This window comes from Pseudomonas abietaniphila, assembly GCF_900100795.1.
GTDB lineage: Bacteria > Pseudomonadota > Gammaproteobacteria > Pseudomonadales > Pseudomonadaceae > Aquipseudomonas > Aquipseudomonas abietaniphila.
The window spans coordinates 307,093-324,788 of sequence record NZ_FNCO01000004.1; the positions used below are offsets into that span (position 1 = coordinate 307,093).

Annotated in this window: 14 protein-coding genes and 1 pseudogene; 10 read left to right on the forward strand and 5 right to left on the reverse strand. The window is 59.1% G+C overall.

Going from position 1 to position 17,696, the window contains the following annotated elements:
• Positions 1 to 48: 48 nt before the first annotated feature.
• On the reverse strand, positions 49 to 2,004 hold the full coding sequence (betT, locus tag BLS87_RS10590) for a choline transporter BetT (RefSeq protein ID WP_167362050.1): 1,956 nt from the start codon (positions 2,002 to 2,004) through the stop codon (positions 49 to 51).
• Between the two features lie 412 nt (positions 2,005 to 2,416).
• Positions 2,417 to 3,361 (reverse strand): serine O-acetyltransferase EpsC, encoded by a 945-nt coding sequence (gene epsC, locus BLS87_RS10595; RefSeq protein WP_074752534.1) that lies wholly within the window; start codon positions 3,359 to 3,361, stop codon positions 2,417 to 2,419.
• Between the two features lie 217 nt (positions 3,362 to 3,578).
• Here epsC and BLS87_RS10600 point away from each other — a divergent pair, with 217 nt between their 5' ends.
• The 10 genes and pseudogenes from BLS87_RS10600 to BLS87_RS10645 all read left to right on the forward strand — a co-directional run bounded on the left by BLS87_RS10600 (position 3,579) and on the right by BLS87_RS10645 (position 12,183).
• The gene (locus BLS87_RS10600; protein WP_074752436.1) at positions 3,579 to 4,580 is read left to right on the forward strand and encodes a D-cysteine desulfhydrase; all 1,002 of its coding nucleotides are present in this window, start codon (positions 3,579 to 3,581) and stop codon (positions 4,578 to 4,580) included.
• A gap of 365 nt (positions 4,581 to 4,945) precedes the next feature.
• Positions 4,946 to 5,743: a cystine ABC transporter substrate-binding protein gene (tcyJ, locus tag BLS87_RS10605; RefSeq protein WP_074752437.1), complete on the forward strand. Its 798-nt coding sequence runs from the start codon at positions 4,946 to 4,948 to the stop codon at positions 5,741 to 5,743.
• Positions 5,740 to 6,408, forward strand: a complete 669-nt coding sequence (gene tcyL, locus BLS87_RS10610) for a cystine ABC transporter permease (protein WP_074752438.1) — start codon at positions 5,740 to 5,742, stop codon at positions 6,406 to 6,408. Before tcyJ ends, tcyL begins: the two co-directional genes overlap by 4 nt.
• Before the next feature lie 3 nt (positions 6,409 to 6,411).
• Positions 6,412 to 7,155: an L-cystine ABC transporter ATP-binding protein TcyN gene (tcyN, locus tag BLS87_RS10615; protein WP_074752439.1), complete on the forward strand. Its 744-nt coding sequence runs from the start codon at positions 6,412 to 6,414 to the stop codon at positions 7,153 to 7,155.
• A gap of 568 nt (positions 7,156 to 7,723) precedes the next feature.
• Positions 7,724 to 8,458, forward strand: coding sequence for a hypothetical protein (locus BLS87_RS10620; protein ID WP_074752440.1), 735 nt, complete (start codon positions 7,724 to 7,726; stop codon positions 8,456 to 8,458).
• Between the two features lie 602 nt (positions 8,459 to 9,060).
• Positions 9,061 to 9,399: pseudogene (locus BLS87_RS10625) on the forward strand (ABC transporter permease subunit); the annotation flags it as partial.
• Positions 9,400 to 9,515: 116 nt separating this feature from the next.
• Positions 9,516 to 10,088: a hypothetical protein gene (locus BLS87_RS10630; protein WP_074752441.1), complete on the forward strand. Its 573-nt coding sequence runs from the start codon at positions 9,516 to 9,518 to the stop codon at positions 10,086 to 10,088.
• The gene (locus tag BLS87_RS10635; protein ID WP_074752442.1) at positions 10,078 to 10,332 is read left to right on the forward strand and encodes an acyl carrier protein; all 255 of its coding nucleotides are present in this window, start codon (positions 10,078 to 10,080) and stop codon (positions 10,330 to 10,332) included. The genes BLS87_RS10630 and BLS87_RS10635 overlap by 11 nt, the downstream gene beginning before the upstream one ends.
• Before the next feature lie 573 nt (positions 10,333 to 10,905).
• Positions 10,906 to 11,532: a class I SAM-dependent methyltransferase gene (locus BLS87_RS10640; protein WP_074752535.1), complete on the forward strand. Its 627-nt coding sequence runs from the start codon at positions 10,906 to 10,908 to the stop codon at positions 11,530 to 11,532.
• 165 nt (positions 11,533 to 11,697) lie between these two features.
• Positions 11,698 to 12,183: a hypothetical protein gene (locus BLS87_RS10645; protein ID WP_074752443.1), complete on the forward strand. Its 486-nt coding sequence runs from the start codon at positions 11,698 to 11,700 to the stop codon at positions 12,181 to 12,183.
• Between the two features lie 48 nt (positions 12,184 to 12,231).
• On the opposite strand, the gene BLS87_RS10650 is transcribed toward BLS87_RS10645, so the two are convergent.
• Genes BLS87_RS10650 through BLS87_RS10660 form a run of 3 tightly spaced genes read right to left on the reverse strand, consistent with a single transcriptional unit; the run spans position 12,232 to position 17,512 of the window.
• The gene (locus BLS87_RS10650; protein ID WP_074752444.1) at positions 12,232 to 15,360 is read right to left on the reverse strand and encodes an efflux RND transporter permease subunit; all 3,129 of its coding nucleotides are present in this window, start codon (positions 15,358 to 15,360) and stop codon (positions 12,232 to 12,234) included.
• On the reverse strand, positions 15,357 to 16,424 hold the full coding sequence (locus BLS87_RS10655; protein ID WP_074752445.1) for an efflux RND transporter periplasmic adaptor subunit: 1,068 nt from the start codon (positions 16,422 to 16,424) through the stop codon (positions 15,357 to 15,359). Before BLS87_RS10655 ends, BLS87_RS10650 begins: the two co-directional genes overlap by 4 nt.
• Entirely contained in the window at positions 16,421 to 17,512 is a 1,092-nt protein-coding gene (locus BLS87_RS10660; RefSeq protein ID WP_143024359.1) for an efflux RND transporter periplasmic adaptor subunit, read from the reverse strand. Before BLS87_RS10660 ends, BLS87_RS10655 begins: the two co-directional genes overlap by 4 nt.
• Positions 17,513 to 17,696: the final 184 nt, after the last annotated feature.

Below are 17,696 nucleotides of genomic sequence, written 5' to 3' on the forward strand. Positions count from 1 at the left end.
CCTACAGGTTGCGGTGGATGCTGAAACCTGTGGGAGCGCTACTGCTCGCTAACGCACCAAATGCAAGAACTGCATGTGACGCTCGTACTGGTCGAGGATGTCGTTGATGACCTGCTCCTTGGTGTAACCGACCAGGTCGTAATCCTGACTCCCTTCGCTCAGATGAACCTCGGCGCGGTAATACCGGCGGTTGTTCAATTGCTTGGAGCCCATCCCTGCCCGGGCGAAGGAAGGCGTGAAATAGCCACGCATGGTCACCTGGTAGATGAACGGCCGCTCTTCGCCATGCCCGATTTCAAGGCCCACGGTGTGATTGGCCGGATCAGGCTGGGTCACCACGCTCAGGCCCTTTTCCACAAACACAGCGGTGACATCTTCAATGGCCGGACGCACGGTTTGGTCCAGAAACCGGTAGACCTCATCGCGCGACGGGAAATGCACCGCCTGACTCAGACGTTGACGCCAACCGCCGCGCCGAGCGCCCGATACCGGGGCCAGCGAATACAGCTGAGCGATCTGGCGCTGCGATTCCATGTAAAACGCTTTGTGCAGGCCCCACATCATCAGCAGCAGGATCAGCGAGAACGGCAACGACGTCAGCACCACGGCCGACTTCAGCGCATCGATGCTGCCGGAGAACAGCAGCCCGCTGGTAATCAACGCCGTCATCACACCCCAGAACACACGTAACCACTTCGGGCCGTCTTCATCCGGGCTGCCGCCTTTCGCGGAAAGCGTGGACAACACGACAGTGCCCGAATCCGCCGATGTCACGAAGAACACAAAGCTGATGAACACGGTGACGGCGATGACCGTCTTGCTCCATGGATAATTCTGCAGCATCAGGTACAGCGCCATGGACGGATCGTCGATGGCCGCTTGCCCTAATGCGGTCATGCCGTGGTTGAGCACTTGATCAATGGCGCTGTTGCCGAAGATCGACATCCAGGCCAGCGTGAAACCCAGAGGAATCAGCAGCACGCCAAAGACGAACTCGCGGATGGTCCGCCCACGCGAGATACGCGCGATAAACAGCCCAACGAAGGGCGACCAGGCAATCCACCACGCCCAATAGAACACGGTCCAGCCACCCAGCCAGTCGCTTGGACCGTTATACGCATAGACGTCGAAACTCTTGGATGGGAGCGCGCCGAGGTAATCGCCAATGTTCTGCACCAGCGTATTGAGCAAGTGCTGGGTTGGCCCGGCGAACAGCACGAAAAGCAGCAGCGCGCAGGCCAGCAGCATGTTGATGTCGGACATGACGCGCACGCCCTTGTCGACACCGGCGACCGCGACCAGAATCGCCGCGCCCATCATCAAGGTGATCAGGCCGACTTGAATCCACTGGGTGTGCGGCACGCCAAACAGGTAATCCAGGCCGGAGTTCAGGTGCAGTACGCCGAACCCCATGTCGGCCCCCAGACCGAAGATGGTCGCGATGATGCCGAAGCCGTCCACGGCATACCCGATCGGGCCGTTGATGCGTTTACCGATCAGCGGATACAGCGCCGAGCGCAGCGCGAGTGGCAGGTTATGGCGATACGCGAAGTACGCCAGCGCCATACCGACAAACGCGAACACGCCCCAACCGTGCAGACCCCAATGCAAAAACAGCAACTGCATGGCCTGGCGCGCAGCTTCAGTCGTACCGCCCTCGCCTTCAGGCGGTTGCATGAGGTGAGTCAGCGGTTCGGAAACGCAGAAGAAGAACAGCGTGATGCTGATCCCCGCGGCGAACAGCATGCCGGCCCACGACAGGTAGCTGAATTCGGGCTGATCGTGATCCGCGCCGAGCTTGATCTTGCCGTATCCCGAAAGGGCGGTGACCACGACAAACAGCAAATACAGCGTCATGGCGAGCATGTAATACCAGCCAACGGTGTTGGCAGCCCAGTTTTGAGCGGCCAGCAGCCACTCTCCAGCAGCCTCGGGAAAGCTGATGACGACGACACCAAAAACCAGAAGAAAGCTGGCGGCGAAGTAGAAAACAGGGGCGTTCATGCGAACGGGTGCGCTATTGGGAGCGCTCGGAATACTCATGCGAATACCGCCTTTCGGGCGGGCGAAACATCCATACAAATCTGATACGGCAAGGGCAGGCCTCCTGATGCGAGCGGGCAGCGAACCACCGGTTTAACTTGATTGAACGTTCAATTAAAGCACGGAAAGGGGGCAAAGGACCAATTGCAAGGGCCCAAAGGCAACGCATGAGCACACAGGAAGCGGGCTGAAAGCACCCTATTTAGGCGCGTGATTTGTCTCTGTGCCGCATCCGGACGATCTGCCGAGAATCGGCAGTAGAACCTGAAACCGCAGTGCTTCAGGTTCATGGTGCGGGTTGGTTTTACGACGGGTTCCCCCGTCGATCGCGGACACGCCACGTTTTTACAGAATGCGATACAGCGTCGAGACCCTACTTCTGACTCCCGTCGTCATGCTGCAAGTTCGCCTGATTGACGTTGCTGCCAGGAGGAACACCGCGGGTCAGCCAGACGTTACCGCCAATGGTCGAGCCCTTGCCGATGATGATGCGTCCCAGGATGGTCGCGCCCGCATAGATCACCACGTCATCCTCGACGATCGGGTGACGCGCATGGCCTTTCTGCAATTGGCCGTCTTCGTCGGCCGGGAAGCGTTTCGCGCCAAGCGTCACGGCTTGATAGATACGCACCCGCTCGCCGATGATCGCGGTTTCACCAATGACGACACCTGTTCCGTGATCGATGAAGAAGCTGGGCCCGATCTTCGCGCCGGGATGAATGTCGATGCCGGTCGCCGAATGCGCCAGCTCCGAACTGATCCGCGCCAGCAACGGCAGGCCGTTGTTGTACAAGTGGTGAGCAAGACGGTGATGGATCACAGCAAGAATTCCCGGGTAGCACAGCAGCACTTCATCAACGCTGCGCGCGGCCGGGTCGCCGTGATAGGCCGCCAGCACGTCGGTGTCGAGGATGCGGCGGATCTGCGGCAGTGCGCTCGCGAAATCCTGGATCAGTCGCTCGGCGTGTACATCGGCGCAACTGGCGTCCTCGCCACGCTGACGAGCGACGTACCGCAACTCAAGCCGCGCCTGAGCCAGCAGCGAGTTCAGCGCTACGTCCAGCGTGTGGCCGACATAGAAGTCCTCGCTCTCTTCACGCAGGTCTACCGGCCCGAGCCGCATCGGAAACAGCGCGCCACTCAAGGCTTCGAGAATGTCGCGAAGGGCTTCGCGGGAGGGCAACTCACGGCCTCCCTTCTCGCCGCTGACACGGCCGTTGCGGGTGCGCCAGTCATCACGTGCAGCGCGCAACTCACCCACAATGCGCTGCAACTGCCAGTGGCCGGTCACGCCCTGGGCGCAAGCCTCGGGAGACAATTCGGGAATAGTGCTCACGCAGGTTTCTCCTCATTTCGACGGCTCGTCAGGCTGGACATGGCCGAAGGTTGAGCCACTGTACGGCAAACATTTGGAGCAAAAAAATAACAATTTTAGTGAGGCTTTTGCCTGACGCCCGTAGGAAATCGTCAGGTTGCCCTGTAGGTGTCGTCTGCCTATAGTCCAGCGACTCACTTTAAGACGTACCGATATCACCATGATCAAACAACAGCTCGACCGTTTTAACCGCCTCGAACTGCTCGGCGCGCCTACCCCTCTGGAGAAGCTCGAACGCCTGTCGACCTGGGCCGGACGCGACATCTATGTGAAACGCGACGACATCACGCCACTGGCCATGGGCGGCAACAAACTGCGCAAGCTGGAATATCTGGCGGCGGACGCACTGGCGCAGGGCGCCGACACGCTGATCACGGCGGGCGCGATTCAGTCCAACCATGTCCGCCAGACGGCCGCGCTGGCCGCAAAACTGGGCCTGGGGTGCGTCGCCTTGCTGGAAAATCCCATCGCCACCGAGGACAGCAACTACCTGGGCAATGGAAACCGGCTGCTGCTGGACCTGTTCGACGTCAAGGTCGAGTTGGTCGAGAACCTCGACAACGCAGACGAGCAGCTGCAGGCGCTCGCGGCCCGCTTGCGCAACAGCGGCAAGAAACCGTATCTGGTGCCGATTGGCGGATCCAGCCCCATCGGCGCTTTGGGCTATGTCCGTGCCGGGTTCGAACTCGCTGAGCAGATTCGACAGAGCGGCGTCGAGTTTGCCGCCGTAGTGCTGGCCTCCGGCAGCGCCGGGACGCACAGCGGCCTTGGCCTGGCGCTGGCAGAAGCGCTGCCGCAATTACCTGTCATTGGCGTTACCGTGTCTCGCCCGGAAGAAACCCAGGCACCGAAGGTTCAGGGATTGGCCGAGCGTACGGCTGAACTGCTGGGCGAGCCGTTGCCCTCTGCCTTCAACGTTCATTTATGGGACGAGTATTACGGCCCACGTTATGGCGAGCCCAACGCAGGCACGCTGTCGGCGATCAAGCTGGTGGCGAGCCAGGAAGGTCTGCTGCTGGATCCGGTCTACACCGGCAAGGCCATGGCCGGGCTGCTGGACGGTATCGGCCGGCAGCGCTTCGACGACGGTCCGATCATCTTCCTGCACACCGGCGGTGCGCCTGCGTTGTTTGCGTACCCCGGCGTTTTTTCGGCTCATTGAGCCACGCTACGCACCCGTAGGAGCGTGGCTTGTCCCGCGATCGACTGCGCAGCAGTCGCAATTGCAGACCACTCGATACATCTGACGCACCGAGATATTTGAATTTGCTGCCGGTGCCCGCCAGATCGCGGGACAAGCCACGCTCCTACAGGTCGGCAGGCGCCACACCATTTCTATATGCATAAAACAAATAAGCGATTCGTTTTTAATTATTTTTAATCCTAAACCAGTGCTTCTATGATCGCGCCGAACCACCGTATGAATACCCGGCAGAGCACTGAAAAAGCTGGATAAAAGCGCGGTGCCAAAGTAGCTTCGTCAGGTCTGAAGCTTGCCTGACATTCCAATTAAAACAGGGGACTCACATGAACATGTCTGCAATCCGCCGCACCTTCCTGCTGTCGGCATTCAGCCTGGTGCTGGGCACCGGTCTGGTGACCCAGGCCGTCGCTGGCGAGCAATTGGCAACCATCAAAAAGAACGGCACCCTCAACGTCGGCCTGGAAGGCACTTACCCGCCGTTCAGCTTCGTGAGCGAAGACGGCAAGCTGACCGGTTTCGAAGTTGAGTTCTCCGAGGCGCTGGCCAAAGAACTGGGCGTCAAGGTCAAGCTGACCGCTACCCCATGGGCAGGCATTCTGGCCGCTCTGGATTCCGGGCGTCTGGACGTCGTGGTCAACCAGGTGACCATCTCCGACGAGCGCAAGAAGAAGTATGACTTCTCCGAACCGTACACCGTGTCGGGCATTCAAGCACTGGTGCAAACCAAGAACGCAGGCGTCATCAAGACCGCTGCCGATCTGAAAGGCAAAAAAGTCGGCGTAGGCCTGGGCACCAACTACGAAGAATGGCTCAAGGCCAACGTCCCGGACGCCATCGTCAAAACCTATGACGATGATCCGACCAAATACCAGGACCTGCGCGCAGGCCGCATCGACGCCATTCTGGTCGACCGTCTGGCTGCGCTGGAACTGGTCGCCAAGACCAAGGACCAGCTGGCCGTTTCCGGCGAACCATTCTCCCGTCAGGAAGCCGGCATCGCAGTGCGCAAGGGCGAACCAGAACTGCTGGACGCGCTCAACAAGGCCATCGACAAACTGCGCGCCGACGGCACGCTCGCCAAGCTGTCGCAAAAGTACTTCAAGGCTGACGTGACCAAATGATTCCAGAGAGCCTACAGCTCGCGCTGGACTCCGCGCCCTTTTTGCTCAAGGGTGCGTATTACACGGTGGGTCTGAGTCTGGGATCGATGTTTTTCGGATTGGTGCTGGGCTTCGGCCTGGCATTGATGCGTTTATCGAAGGTCTGGATCATCAGCGCCATCGCCAGGGTTTATGTGTCGTTCTTTCGCGGCACGCCCCTGCTGGTTCAGCTGTTCATGATTTATTACGGCCTGCCTGACCTCGGCATCGAACTCGATGCCATCAGTGCAGCCCTTATCGGTTTGTCGCTGAACATGGCCGCCTACGCCTGCGAGATCCTGCGCGCAGCGATTGGGGCCGTGGACAGAGGGCAGTGGGAAGCTGCCGCGAGCATCGGCATGACCCGCGCGCAGGCCATGCGCCGCGCGATCCTGCCGCAAGCCGCGCGCACCGCCTTGCCACCGTTGGGCAACAGCTTCATTTCGCTGGTCAAGGACACCGCCATGGCCGCCACCATCCAGGTACCGGAGGTGTTTCGCCAAGCGCAGCTGATTTCCTCGAGAACACTTGAGGTCTTCACCATGTATTTCACCGTCGCGGTGATCTACTGGGTGTTGTGCACGGTACTCGCGCACGTTCAGAACCGTCTGGAAGCACGGGCCAACCGCCACGACGTGGAGTCTTGAGGCATGATCACCGTTGAAAAACTGACCAAGGAATTCAAGGGCAACCAAGTCCTCAAGGGCATCGATTTGAACGTCGAGCCCGGCGAAGTGGTCGCCATTATCGGCCCCAGCGGGTCGGGCAAGACGACCTTTCTGCGCTGTCTGAATTTTCTGGAAGAACCCACCAGCGGGACCATCGTCGTTGGCGATATCAAGGTCGACAGCAGCAAACCGATCAGCCAGCAACAAGGGCTGATCCGACAACTGCGCCAGCACGTGGGCTTCGTGTTCCAGAACTTCAATCTGTTCCCGCATCGCACCGCGCTGGAAAACGTCATCGAAGGACCGATCGTGGTCAAGAAGATGCCCCGCGAGCAGGCCGTCGAGCTGGGGCGCACCCTGTTGGCCAAGGTCGGTCTGGCGGGCAAGGAAGATGCGTATCCGCGTCGTTTGTCCGGTGGGCAGCAGCAACGCGTGGCCATCGCCAGGGCGCTTGCCATGGAGCCAGAGGTGATCCTGTTCGACGAACCCACCTCGGCGCTGGACCCTGAGCTGGTGGGCGAAGTACTCAGTGCCATTCGGGCATTGGCAGAAGAAAACCGCACGATGGTCATCGTCACGCACGAAATGAGCTTCGCGCGGGACGTCGCTAACCGCGTGGTCTTCATCGACAAAGGCGTCATCGTCGAACAAGGCGAGGCGAAAGCGTTGTTTGCCAACCCGAAAGAAGAGCGAACTCGGCAGTTTCTGGAACGCAGCAGGAATTAGTCCTACATCACACGTATAAAAAGACGGCGCTAGTAAGCGCCGTTTTCTTTGCCCACAACATTTAGAAAAGTATGGACCTACCCAAACTCCCTCTAATACGCCCCTCTAATCGCGCCCATTCTTATCCATTACTTGAATGTATTGCACGCCGCGTAACCCCCTCTTCAAAGTCCCTGTAACACCCCACCAAATCTTTACAAATAACGCTGGCGTATGCCGTTGCACCCATGAGTCCTACATCCCGGCAGAACCGCCCGTTCCGGGTAGGACGGTGCCCCGCCACTTGCCACTGACAAGCAGGATACTTCCGTAAGAAATGTCCTTTTCTCCGGTTCACACGCCGTTACGCCTTTTTTGCCGTTGACATAAACGCGGCAACACAATTACCTCGATAGCAACTTACATAGCGCTCTTGAACAAATAACAAGCCCGAATTTGGATCCGTTTGTAATGTTTGCCAACACCGTGCATCGAGCGTGTACTAATCGCATCGATTTCAAGTAGCTATTGCGATGACAAACATCGCGGCACGCCTTATTCAGGCTTCACATTCAATGAGTATTAAAAGATGATCCAGACCCCCGTCAGCTACACGCCTGTCACGCTCCTGGCCCCCTGCCTGCCGCAGTCCATCAAACAAGGCATCGGTGCGCTGGCAGCGACCAACCTGTTGGTACACATCAATCCCTATCCCGAAATGGAGAGCGGTGACCTGATCGAGCTGTTCTGGGGAGACTGTTACGTTGCGTCAACACTTCTATCGGCGTCTGACATCGGTCATACATCCGTCCTACATGTGCCAGAGAGCTTTCTACGAAGTGGAAAGGTAAAGACCTACTACACAGTCACCAAAATAGGCGGTGATCCCGTGAAATCGCCGTGCCATAAACTCTGGGTCAAACTGGAGACTCCGGGCGGTCATTTGGTCAGCCCGGACGGCGAGGAAAATCAGGGCCTGGCACCCGTGAGGTTTGCAGACGTCACCCTGTGTCAGGGTCTGGCCCCGGAGCAGTTCAAAAAAGGCGTGGATATCATTCTGGAGCCTTACCTGAATATGGAGGTTCATGACGAAATCACCTTGCGCTGGGGTGACATGCGGATGGATTTGCCTGCACTCACTGAGAGCGAGGTGGGCCAAGAACTCACCGTTCACGTACCCGCCACTTTAATCAGCGAAGCAGAAGACGACTTGCATCAGGAAATCACCTACTGCGTCATTGATCGGGTGGGTAACAACTCGCGATGGGCACCTGCGCGCTCAATCAAAGCGCGTACAGAAGATTCGGACATTCCTGACGATTGAAACACCGCATCAACCGGCGGCATCGCGGGACGGGTGCAGGGACCGCGATTCGCCGCTTGCTTGAAACGTGGGCCATTTCACAGATGCGAAGCGGAACGGAAAACTCCCACAGCATCGAGCAACTGATCCTACAGATTCACTGAGGTCGAGGGAAAACAGGGCTGCTAGCCTCGGGGAAACCCTTCAGGAGGTGTTCGCCATGCGCTGCAAACCTGTCGTCAAATACGTGATCCTCATGCTGGTTTTCAGCTCATGCCTGGCGTATGCACAAACCGCCTGAACGGCCATCGAATTCGCCGCCAACCTTCTATGCTTATTCATAAATGCTAGTTTATTTAATTTTTATACACGCTTAGGGTATATGCACCGGACCACCGGACCATCGTGAGTTTGTCTGCCGCCATTGCGGTTTTGATTCGAGGTTCGAATGGTCAAGCACCCCTATCCCCGTGCTCTCGCTCGTGCAGGTCACCACCATGACTGAACTGAGCGCTCTGCCTGTCCAGCACACCCTGGACATTGCTCCCCCGTTGCTGCCCGCCACCGTTCTGCGTAACGATGCCGAAGCGCTTGCTGCCGCCCAGGAACTCGCCGCCCTCGTGCGCATCGCTGAAGTCAGCTTGCGGGAAGTGGACCACGGCCTGATCGAAGCCGCCCAAGCCATGGGCTGCCGCCGCTGGCACATCGTCTGGCACGTGCTGTTGCCCGAAGCGCTGCCCGGGATTGTCGGCGGCTTCACCATCACCCTGGTGACCATGATCAACTCCTCGGCCATGGCAGGCGCCATCGGCGCAGGCGGCCTGGGTGACATCGCCTACCGCTATGGCTATCAACGTTTCGACACGCAAGTGATGCTCACGGTGATCGTGCTGCTGGTGGTGCTGGTGGCTGTGATTCAGCTGGGCGGGGACAGGCTGGCGGTGCGGTTGAACAAGCGGTGATTGCGTAGGAATAATCAGCTCCCAAGGTAGGACCGCTCCATTTTGCTTCGAAGCAAAAAACAGTGACATCAAACCCGCTAGTCTCGGGCCACTTTTACTGGTTTAGTGACTGACAGATGGAAGAGAAGGATCTATCGGAGGCTGTTTTCAGTGAGTTTCACCAGCTGAAATCCAACGGAGTCGATCTAGGCTCACCTAGCTTGGTGAGGTTCAACCTCCAGAGCTCGATCATGACCTCCTGTCCGGTTACGTTGATATTGCCTCCACAATCCTGGGTAAACGGGGGCCCCGGGCTGGAAGTTATTAGCGGGATGCGCATTGCGGACACTACGCTTGCGGACACTACATTCGAAACGCTCTGGAATTGCACGAAAGAACACTATGGGCTTACGGTGGCTACGGCAATAGTCTCCACTGCGGGCATCCCGATCAGCAAAACAGCGGTCGGGACTTGGGTCTACACCGGTTCTAGCAAGACGACCAACATCGCCAGCCTGGTCGGCATGCGCTTTTTTCCGCGTACTCTCATAAGGCAACCCACAGTCGCCAGAATGGCCAAAGCCACCTTCGGTACGGTAAGAGTCTTCGGTGTAATTGGAAGAGGAATTCCTTTCGTAGCGGCCGGATTAGCGGTATTTGATCTGGTGAGCATAGGACTGTGCGCGTATGAGGCTAAAAATGGACGCTGAAGCAAATCGAGACGAGCTGACCCAACGGATCATCGAACTCTTCGTCTCGATCATCGGCTTCATTCCACGCGAAGCGGTATCGGCTCAAACCAACTTCATCAAAGATTTCGACATCATAGATGACGACATCACCTGCTTCATGATGCAGGTGAAGTGGCGCTATAAGCTGGCCCCACGTCCCGCAGATTGGGAGCAGATCGAAACCATCAATGAAGTCGTCGATCTGGTTCTTGGTAAGCGCTGAACATTACTCATTGCCCCCCGATCTGGCGCGCAGCGGCAGTAAATCCAGCACCCTTGAGCGTTCAGGCAAACCGCGTTGACCCAATCTGCTGCCGCTTCGCGCCAGATCGCGGGACAAGCCACGCTCCTACGCCCTGTGGGCAGAAGCGGGATCGCGGCCAACCCCACGGCCTTCGGACAGAAGCAGGGCCGCTGTAGACGCCGGATTTTTATCTGACGGTATACCGTCTGTTTTGATTCTGGCCGCAGGCCGTAGGAGCGACCGGGGTGGCGCTCCACCTTGCCCGCGATCTGGCGCGAAGCGGCAGTAAATCCAGACGCCGCGTTGTATCAGGAACACCTCGTTCTCCGGTTTTGCTGCCGGTTCCCGGCAGATCGCGGGACAAGCCACGCTCTTACATCCTGTGAGCAGAAGTGGGATCGCGGTCAACCCCACGACTCCGGGCAGACGCAGGGTCGCGGTTAACCCCATGGCCTCCGTGCTGAAGCGGGTTAGGGGGTTTTTCTCCTGAGCGATTGCCCAGAACCTGAGCAGGGGTATATTGGCGGCTTTCCTCGCTCAAACGGCCGCATGATGAAACTCGACCCGCAGGACCTCGCCCAGATCACTACCACCACGCTGGGTAACTACAACGCCGTCGCCGAAGGCTTCCGCGAAGGGACGCGGGATCACGATGTCAGTCAGAACATCGATGCGCTGCTGCGTAATATTCAGGGTCTCGCGCCGTTTCAGATTCTGGATTTCGGGTGCGGGCCAGGCCGGGACTTGCAGACGCTCACGGCCATGGGACACATCGCAACCGGGCTGGACGGCTCGGAACGTTTCGCCGAGATGGCCCGCGCGGACAGCGGATGCGAGGTGTTGCATCAGAACTTTCTGGAACTAGACCTGCCTGCCGGACGCTTCGACGGCATCTTTGCCAACGCCTCGCTGTTTCATGTCCCGCGTCAGGAACTCCCGCGTGTGCTGCGCGAGTTGAGAGCCGCCTTGAAACCGGACGGCGTGTTGTTCAGCTCCAATCCGCGCGGAGACAACCAGGAAGGCTGGAAGGGGGAACGCTATGGCTCCTTTCACGACTTCGAATCATGGAGCGCGCTGCTGACCGACGCCGGATTTGTCAAAGTGGAGCACTACTACCGGCCTGAAGGACTGCCCCGGGAGCAGCAGCCGTGGTTGGCCAGTGTGTGGCGAAAAGCCTGAGGGTGATTAAAGCTGAAGAAGCGCAGCGCCCTTCATAACCTGAAGTCGTTGTGCTGACTTCGAAGAAGTCTAAGCAGTGTCAAAAGTGACAGTATCTCGGCGTGAGGCTTGATTTTATGCTCAGCGTTCTATTCAACGAATGAACATAAACAACGAGCGAAACTCATGGACACCCTCATCAGAAATGGAAATTTCATTCATGCGCAACTGCCGCCCTGGCAGTCTCAACCAGAAAAACCGCCGTCTCCCCCGCGCTACATCGGTCAGAACGATGGCAATAGCATCGTGCTGCCGGAAGGGCTTGGCATCATCCAGACCTTCGCGTACAAGCCTATGCCGCTGCGGGTTACCTTTAGGGTAAAGACGCCGGACAACGCCACAAACCCGGAAGTCATGTGCGTGATCGGTATCGTCTGGCAGAACACGGAGGGTGGGCTAGACCCGACAATCAGTGGTGCATTTGTCTACACGACCGCAGAGTGGGTCACGCAGGAAATCATGTTTCCGGCGATCGCCGAGAAGAACATCGCATCGATCGCCTTTAGAGCAGCGACCCAAGCTGAAAAGGCGTTGAACCCCAAGTATCAGAACCCGAGCTTTGGCCCTGCTGAGTTTGCAGACTTCAAAGTGGTCTACGCGCCTGAAGAATAGCCCCAACGGCCGACGGTAGAGCGGGCCACACAGGGCCCGCTCATCCGTTCACTCCGCCGCAGGCTGCGCGTCTGAATCACCCTCGTCTTGCGTGTGCTTCTGCTTCTCGGCCTCAGCCTTCTCGCGCTGCTCCTGGGTCGGCTCCTTGATCTTGTACCAGGCCACGTACAGCGCAGGCAGAAACAGCAATGTCAGCAGCGTGGCGATGATGATCCCGCCGATCATGGCGTACGCCATCGGGCCCCAGAACACTTCTCGGGCAATCGGGATCATGCCCAGACTCGCCGCCGCCGCCGTGAGCAGAATCGGCCGACGACGATGTTCGGTGGCTTCGGCCACGGCGTCCCAAGGCAAATAGCCCGCCACTTCGTATTCGTGAATCTGCGTCACCAGGATCACCGAGTTGCGGATGATGATGCCGATCAGCGCGAGGATGCCGAGAATCGCCACGAAGCCCATGGGCGTTCCGGTCGGCACCAGCGCCAGCACGACGCCGATCAAGCCCAGCGGCGCGACGCTGGCGACGAGGAACATCTTCTGCACGCTGTGCAGCTGGATCATCAGGAATGTCGCCATCAGGAAGATCATCAATGGCACGACCTTGGCGATCGGACCTTGGGCCTTGCCGCTTTCTTCCACCGTACCGCCGGTGGCGACCTTGTAACCGACTGGCAGGCCGGCGGCGAACTTGTCGATTTCCGGCTTTAACTGTTTGACCAGATCGGTCGGCTGAATCTCGCCCTGCACCGCCGCCTTGAGCGTGATCGTCGGTTTGCGGTCCCGTCGCCAGACCAGCGGCTGCTCCAGCTCATACCGCACATTGGCGAACGCCAGCAGCGGAATCGAAGCGCCATTTTGCGTCACGATCTGCAGGTTCTGCAGGGTTTCCGGCGAGCCACGCTCGGCATCCACGGCCCGGCCGACGACGTTGATGAGGTAAATGTCATCGCGCACCTGGGTCACGTTGGCCCCGGTGACGATGCTGTTCATCAGTCGCGCCACGTCTTCCGACGACAACCCGAGCTGCCGGGCCTTGTCCTGATTGATGTCGATGCGCAGGACTTTGCCGGGCTCGTTCCAGTCGTAAATCATCTCGCCGATGTGCTGATTCTGATCAAGCAGCGTCGCCAGCTCGATGGCGTGCTGACGGACCTTGTCGATGTTGTCACCACTGACGCGGTATTGAATCGGTCGTCCCACCGGAGGCCCCATTTCCAGTGGTTGAAGGTAGGCGCTGATGCCGACGAAATCTTCACGCAGCCGCTTTCTCAAACGGTCGATCAGCGCACCCCGCTCCTCCAGCCCTTTGCTGACGATCACCAGTTGCGCGTAGTAAGGATTTTCCAGTTGTTGGTCCAGTGGCAGGTAGAAACGCACCGCACCCTGACCGATGTACGTGCTCCAGCGAACGATGTCCGGGTCGTCCTTGATCATCGCCTCCAGCTTGTCCACCGCTTTGCGCGTCTCATTGATCGAGGCGTTCTGCGGCAGGTTGAGGTCCAGCAGGATTTCCGGCCGGTCCGACGACGGGAAGAACTGGTTCTGCACGAAGCGCATGCAAAACAGCGACACCGCAAACAGCGCAATGGTAATGCCGATCGCCAGCCAGCGATGCCGCATGGCCCAGAACATCGAACCGTTGAAGGCGCGAGCGATGCGCCCAGGCGGCTTCTGTTCGTGCTTTTTGATCTTGTCGCTGAGGATGTGCACGCCGATCACGGGCGCAAACAACACCGCGACCACCCACGACACCAGCATCGCCACGGCAATCACCGCGAACAACGTGAAGGTGTATTCACCTGCCGAGCTGGCGTTGAGGCCGATGGGTACAAAACCCGCCACCGTTACCAGCGTACCGGTCAGCATCGGAAAGGCCGTCGACGTATAGGCAAAGGTCGCGGCCTGCTCTTTGGTGTCACCCAGCTCCAGGCGCGACACCATCATCTCCACCGTGATCATCGCGTCATCTACCAAAAGACCCAGCGCGATGATCAGGGCGCCCAGCGAGATCCGCTGCATGGTGATGCCGCTGTATTCCATGAACACGAAGACCATCGCCAGCACCAGCGGAATCGAACAGGCGACCACCAACCCGGCGCGCACACCCAGGCTGATGAAGCTGACGACCAGCACGATGATCACGGCCTCGAACAACGCGCTGGTGAAACCGCCAACAGCCTTCTCGACCACTTGCGCCTGATCGGAGACGTTGTGCACGCCCACACCGATGGGCAGGTCCGCCGTGGCCTGATCCATCCGTGCGTGAAGGTCTTTGCCGAACGCCTGGACATTGCCGCCCTTCTTCATCGCGATGGCCAGACCGATCGCGGTTTTGCCGTTGAAACGGAACTCCGGTTTCGCCGGATCGACATAGCCGCGACTGATTTCAGCAATGTCGCTCAGCCGGTAGAAACGATCGTTGAGCCGCAGGTTGACGGCTTCGAGGTCTTTTTCTGACTGGAATTGCCCGGAGGTTCGCACGGAAATCCGCTCGGGCCCGGCCTCGATCACACCCGCAGGGGTCACCGCGTTCTGCGACTGCAGGCTTTGCACGACCTGACGCTGATCCAGCCCCAGTGCCGCCAGTTTGCGGGTGGAGAAATTCAGGTAGATCACTTCGTCCTGCTGGCCGATCATCTGAATCTTGCCCAGCCCCGGCACATCGCGGATCTGCACCCGGACCTGCTCGACGTAGTCACGCAGTTGACGAAGCGTCAGGCCATCGGCAGTGAACGCGTAGATGGAGCCAAACACGTCACCGAATTCATCGTTGAACGCAGGCCCCTGAATCCCTTGGGGGAAGGTGCCGCGAATGTCGTCGATCTTCTTGCGCACCTGATACCAGATGTCCGGGATGGCCTCGGCGCTGGTGGTGTCGCGCAGGTAGACGTACACCGTCGATTCGCCCGGTCGTGTGTAGCTCTTCACGTAATCGAGGGAATCCAGTTCTTCGAGTTTTTTCTCGATGCGATCCGTGACCTGACTCAGGGTTTCATCGACCGTAGCGCCGGGCCAGCGGGTCTGAATGACCATGGTCTTGATGGTGAACGAAGGGTCCTCCTCACGCCCCAGGTTCATGTACGAAAACACGCCCATCAGCAGGCCGACGAACATCAGGTACCAGACGAAGGATTGATGCTTGAGCGCCCAATCGGAGAGGTTGAACGTCCCTTTCATCGTGGGCTGTCCTTATCGACTTTGACTTTCTGCCCCGGCTTGAGGCTGTTTACACCGGCGGTGACCACACGCTCGCCGCCCTTGACGCCAGAGACGACAAGGGTGTCGTCGCCTCGGCTGAGGACGTTGACGGGGTGCGGCGAGACCGTCTGGTTCTGCATGTCGACGATCCAGACCTGCGTCTTGCCGTCGACTTCCTGCAACGCGTTCGCCGGCAGTTCGATGCGTGGCTCGATCGCGGAGCTGAGCGTGACGCTGATGGCCGTGCCCAAACGGAACGCGGCGGGCGTGTCTGCCAGCGTCAGACGGGCGCGGCGAGTGCGGGTGGAGGCCTCGGCTTGAGGCTCCAGTTCACGCAGCGTCGCCGTGGTGTTGATGTCCGGCTCAAGCTGGCTGGCGACCTTGAACACCACATCCTGCGGCAGTTGCTCGGCCAAGGGCGCTGGCAGGTCGATGACGGCTTCCTTGATGTCCGGCCGCGCCAGCGTCACGACCTGCTGACCCGCGCTGACCACTTGGCCCGCTTCGGCCTTCCATTCGGTGACCACAGCCGCGTGATCGGTGCGCAATTCGCTGTAGCTCAACTGGTCCTGAGCCTGTTGCACCGAGGCCTTCGCCTGATTGAAGGATGACTGGGTGGTCTTCAGATCGGTGACCGCGACGTCCAGCGCTGCCTGCGCACCGACGCCTCGATCAAACAACTCCTGCTGGCGTCGGGCGTTGGCCTGCGCGTTGATGTACTGAGCCTCGACGCGCGCCAGGTCGCCCTGACTCGAGCGCAACTGGTTCTGCAGGTCGGTGGGATCGAGTGTCGCCAGTAACTGACCTTTCTCGACCTCGCTGCCGACATCGACGCTACGCGACGCGATGCGCCCCGACACCCGAAAACCCAGCGTACTTTCGTAACGCGCAGCGATGTTGCCCGCGAAACGTCCGAGATTCTCAGTCGCCTGCGCTTTGACCTCCATGTACAGCACCGGGCGCACGGGCTCAGGTGGCGGCTCTTCCTTGCTGCAAGCGCCAAGCATCAGGCCCGAAAGCACCATCAGTGACAGGCGCTTCATTGCGAATCCCCCGTCAGGTTCTTATAGGCAACGACCCTTTCCACCTGCATGTCGGGGTGCAGCAGTTGCGTGCCCGCCACCACCACTTTCTCGCCAGCCTTGAGGCCATCGACGATGATCACTTTCCCCGTGAGATACCGCCCGACCGTGACGCCTCTCAAGCTGACCTTATTCTGATCATCGACCACCCACACAGCCGGTTTACCCAACTGATCGCCCAGCCCTTTGGTGAGTGCGGACCACGGCAGCTCGACGCTCTGTTTCGCCGGGACGGTCAGCGCCGCGCTGACCACCGACCCCAGATCCATCCCTTCGGGCAACGAACTCAAGGCGATCTTCACTTGCAGCGTCCCGGTCTGCGCCGACACAGCGGGCGTCACCTCGCGCACCTTGCCGGTGGCTTTGATAGTCGGATTATCCAGCAGCGTGACTTCCACCGGCTGGTCGGTCGGCGGCTGAACGAACAGTGACTCGTAGACGTTGAACACGGCGTCGCGCTCGCCGTCACGGGCCTGGCTGAAGATCGGCATGGTGGCCTGCACCACCTGACCGACCTCGGCCTGGCGCGCAGTAATGATCCCCGGCGCGTCGGCGATCAACGAGGTGTATCCCAACTGCTCACGCGCGTTGGCCAGTTGCGCCTGAGCGGCTTTAAGTGCGCTCTGGCTGCTGCGCAATTGCGCTTGGGCCGAGTCGTATTCACTTTTGCTGGTATAGCCTTTAGGCAGGAGTTTTTGCTGGCGGACAAACGCGGCGGCGGTTTGTTTGACACGCGCCTGCTCGGCAGCTTCAGCCGCGATGGCCGAATCGACACTGGTCTGCAAATCCTTGGGGTCCAGTTTGGCGAGCACTTGTTTGGCGGTAATGCGATCACCGACATCGACCATCCGCTGAATGATCTTGCCGCCCACGCGAAACGACAGCTGCGTCTGTACGCGAGCCTGGATATCGCCGGTCAGCGAGACGGCAGCGGCAAACTCGGCGGTTTTGACGTCTTGCACCTGCACGCGCGGGAGCGCCGGATCGGCGGGCTTTTCCTTCCCGCAGCCCAACAGCAGTGTCAGGCACAGACCAAGTCCTAGAAACATCAAGCGGTTATGAAGAACCAAGGGTTGAGCGGGCATGCAAGCTCCTTGTGCCAATGCCTTTGCCTACACCACGCTGCCGAGCGCCGTCATGATGTGATCATGCGACTGTGAGCGTAGATCAGGGTTCCTCACACCGCTAAACTCCTTCGAACCTGTTCATCGCCTGCATACGCACGCAGCAAGG

Excerpts from the sequence above, each read along its gene's own strand:
- betT (WP_167362050.1), bottom strand. The coding sequence starts at position 2,004 with ATGAACGCCCCTGTTTTCTACTTCGCCGCCAGCTTTCTTCTGGTTTTT.
- BLS87_RS10600 (WP_074752436.1), top strand. The coding sequence starts at position 3,579 with ATGATCAAACAACAGCTCGACCGTTTTAACCGCCTCGAACTGCTCGGC.
- tcyJ (WP_074752437.1), top strand. The coding sequence starts at position 4,946 with ATGAACATGTCTGCAATCCGCCGCACCTTCCTGCTGTCGGCATTCAGC.
- tcyL (WP_074752438.1), top strand. The coding sequence starts at position 5,740 with ATGATTCCAGAGAGCCTACAGCTCGCGCTGGACTCCGCGCCCTTTTTG.
- tcyN (WP_074752439.1), top strand. The coding sequence starts at position 6,412 with ATGATCACCGTTGAAAAACTGACCAAGGAATTCAAGGGCAACCAAGTC.
- BLS87_RS10620 (WP_074752440.1), top strand. The coding sequence starts at position 7,724 with ATGATCCAGACCCCCGTCAGCTACACGCCTGTCACGCTCCTGGCCCCC.
- BLS87_RS10630 (WP_074752441.1), top strand. The coding sequence starts at position 9,516 with ATGGAAGAGAAGGATCTATCGGAGGCTGTTTTCAGTGAGTTTCACCAG.
- BLS87_RS10635 (WP_074752442.1), top strand. The coding sequence starts at position 10,078 with ATGGACGCTGAAGCAAATCGAGACGAGCTGACCCAACGGATCATCGAA.
- BLS87_RS10640 (WP_074752535.1), top strand. The coding sequence starts at position 10,906 with ATGAAACTCGACCCGCAGGACCTCGCCCAGATCACTACCACCACGCTG.
- BLS87_RS10645 (WP_074752443.1), top strand. The coding sequence starts at position 11,698 with ATGGACACCCTCATCAGAAATGGAAATTTCATTCATGCGCAACTGCCG.
- BLS87_RS10650 (WP_074752444.1), bottom strand. The coding sequence starts at position 15,360 with ATGAAAGGGACGTTCAACCTCTCCGATTGGGCGCTCAAGCATCAATCC.
- BLS87_RS10655 (WP_074752445.1), bottom strand. The coding sequence starts at position 16,424 with ATGAAGCGCCTGTCACTGATGGTGCTTTCGGGCCTGATGCTTGGCGCT.
- BLS87_RS10660 (WP_143024359.1), bottom strand. The coding sequence starts at position 17,512 with ATGTTTCTAGGACTTGGTCTGTGCCTGACACTGCTGTTGGGCTGCGGG.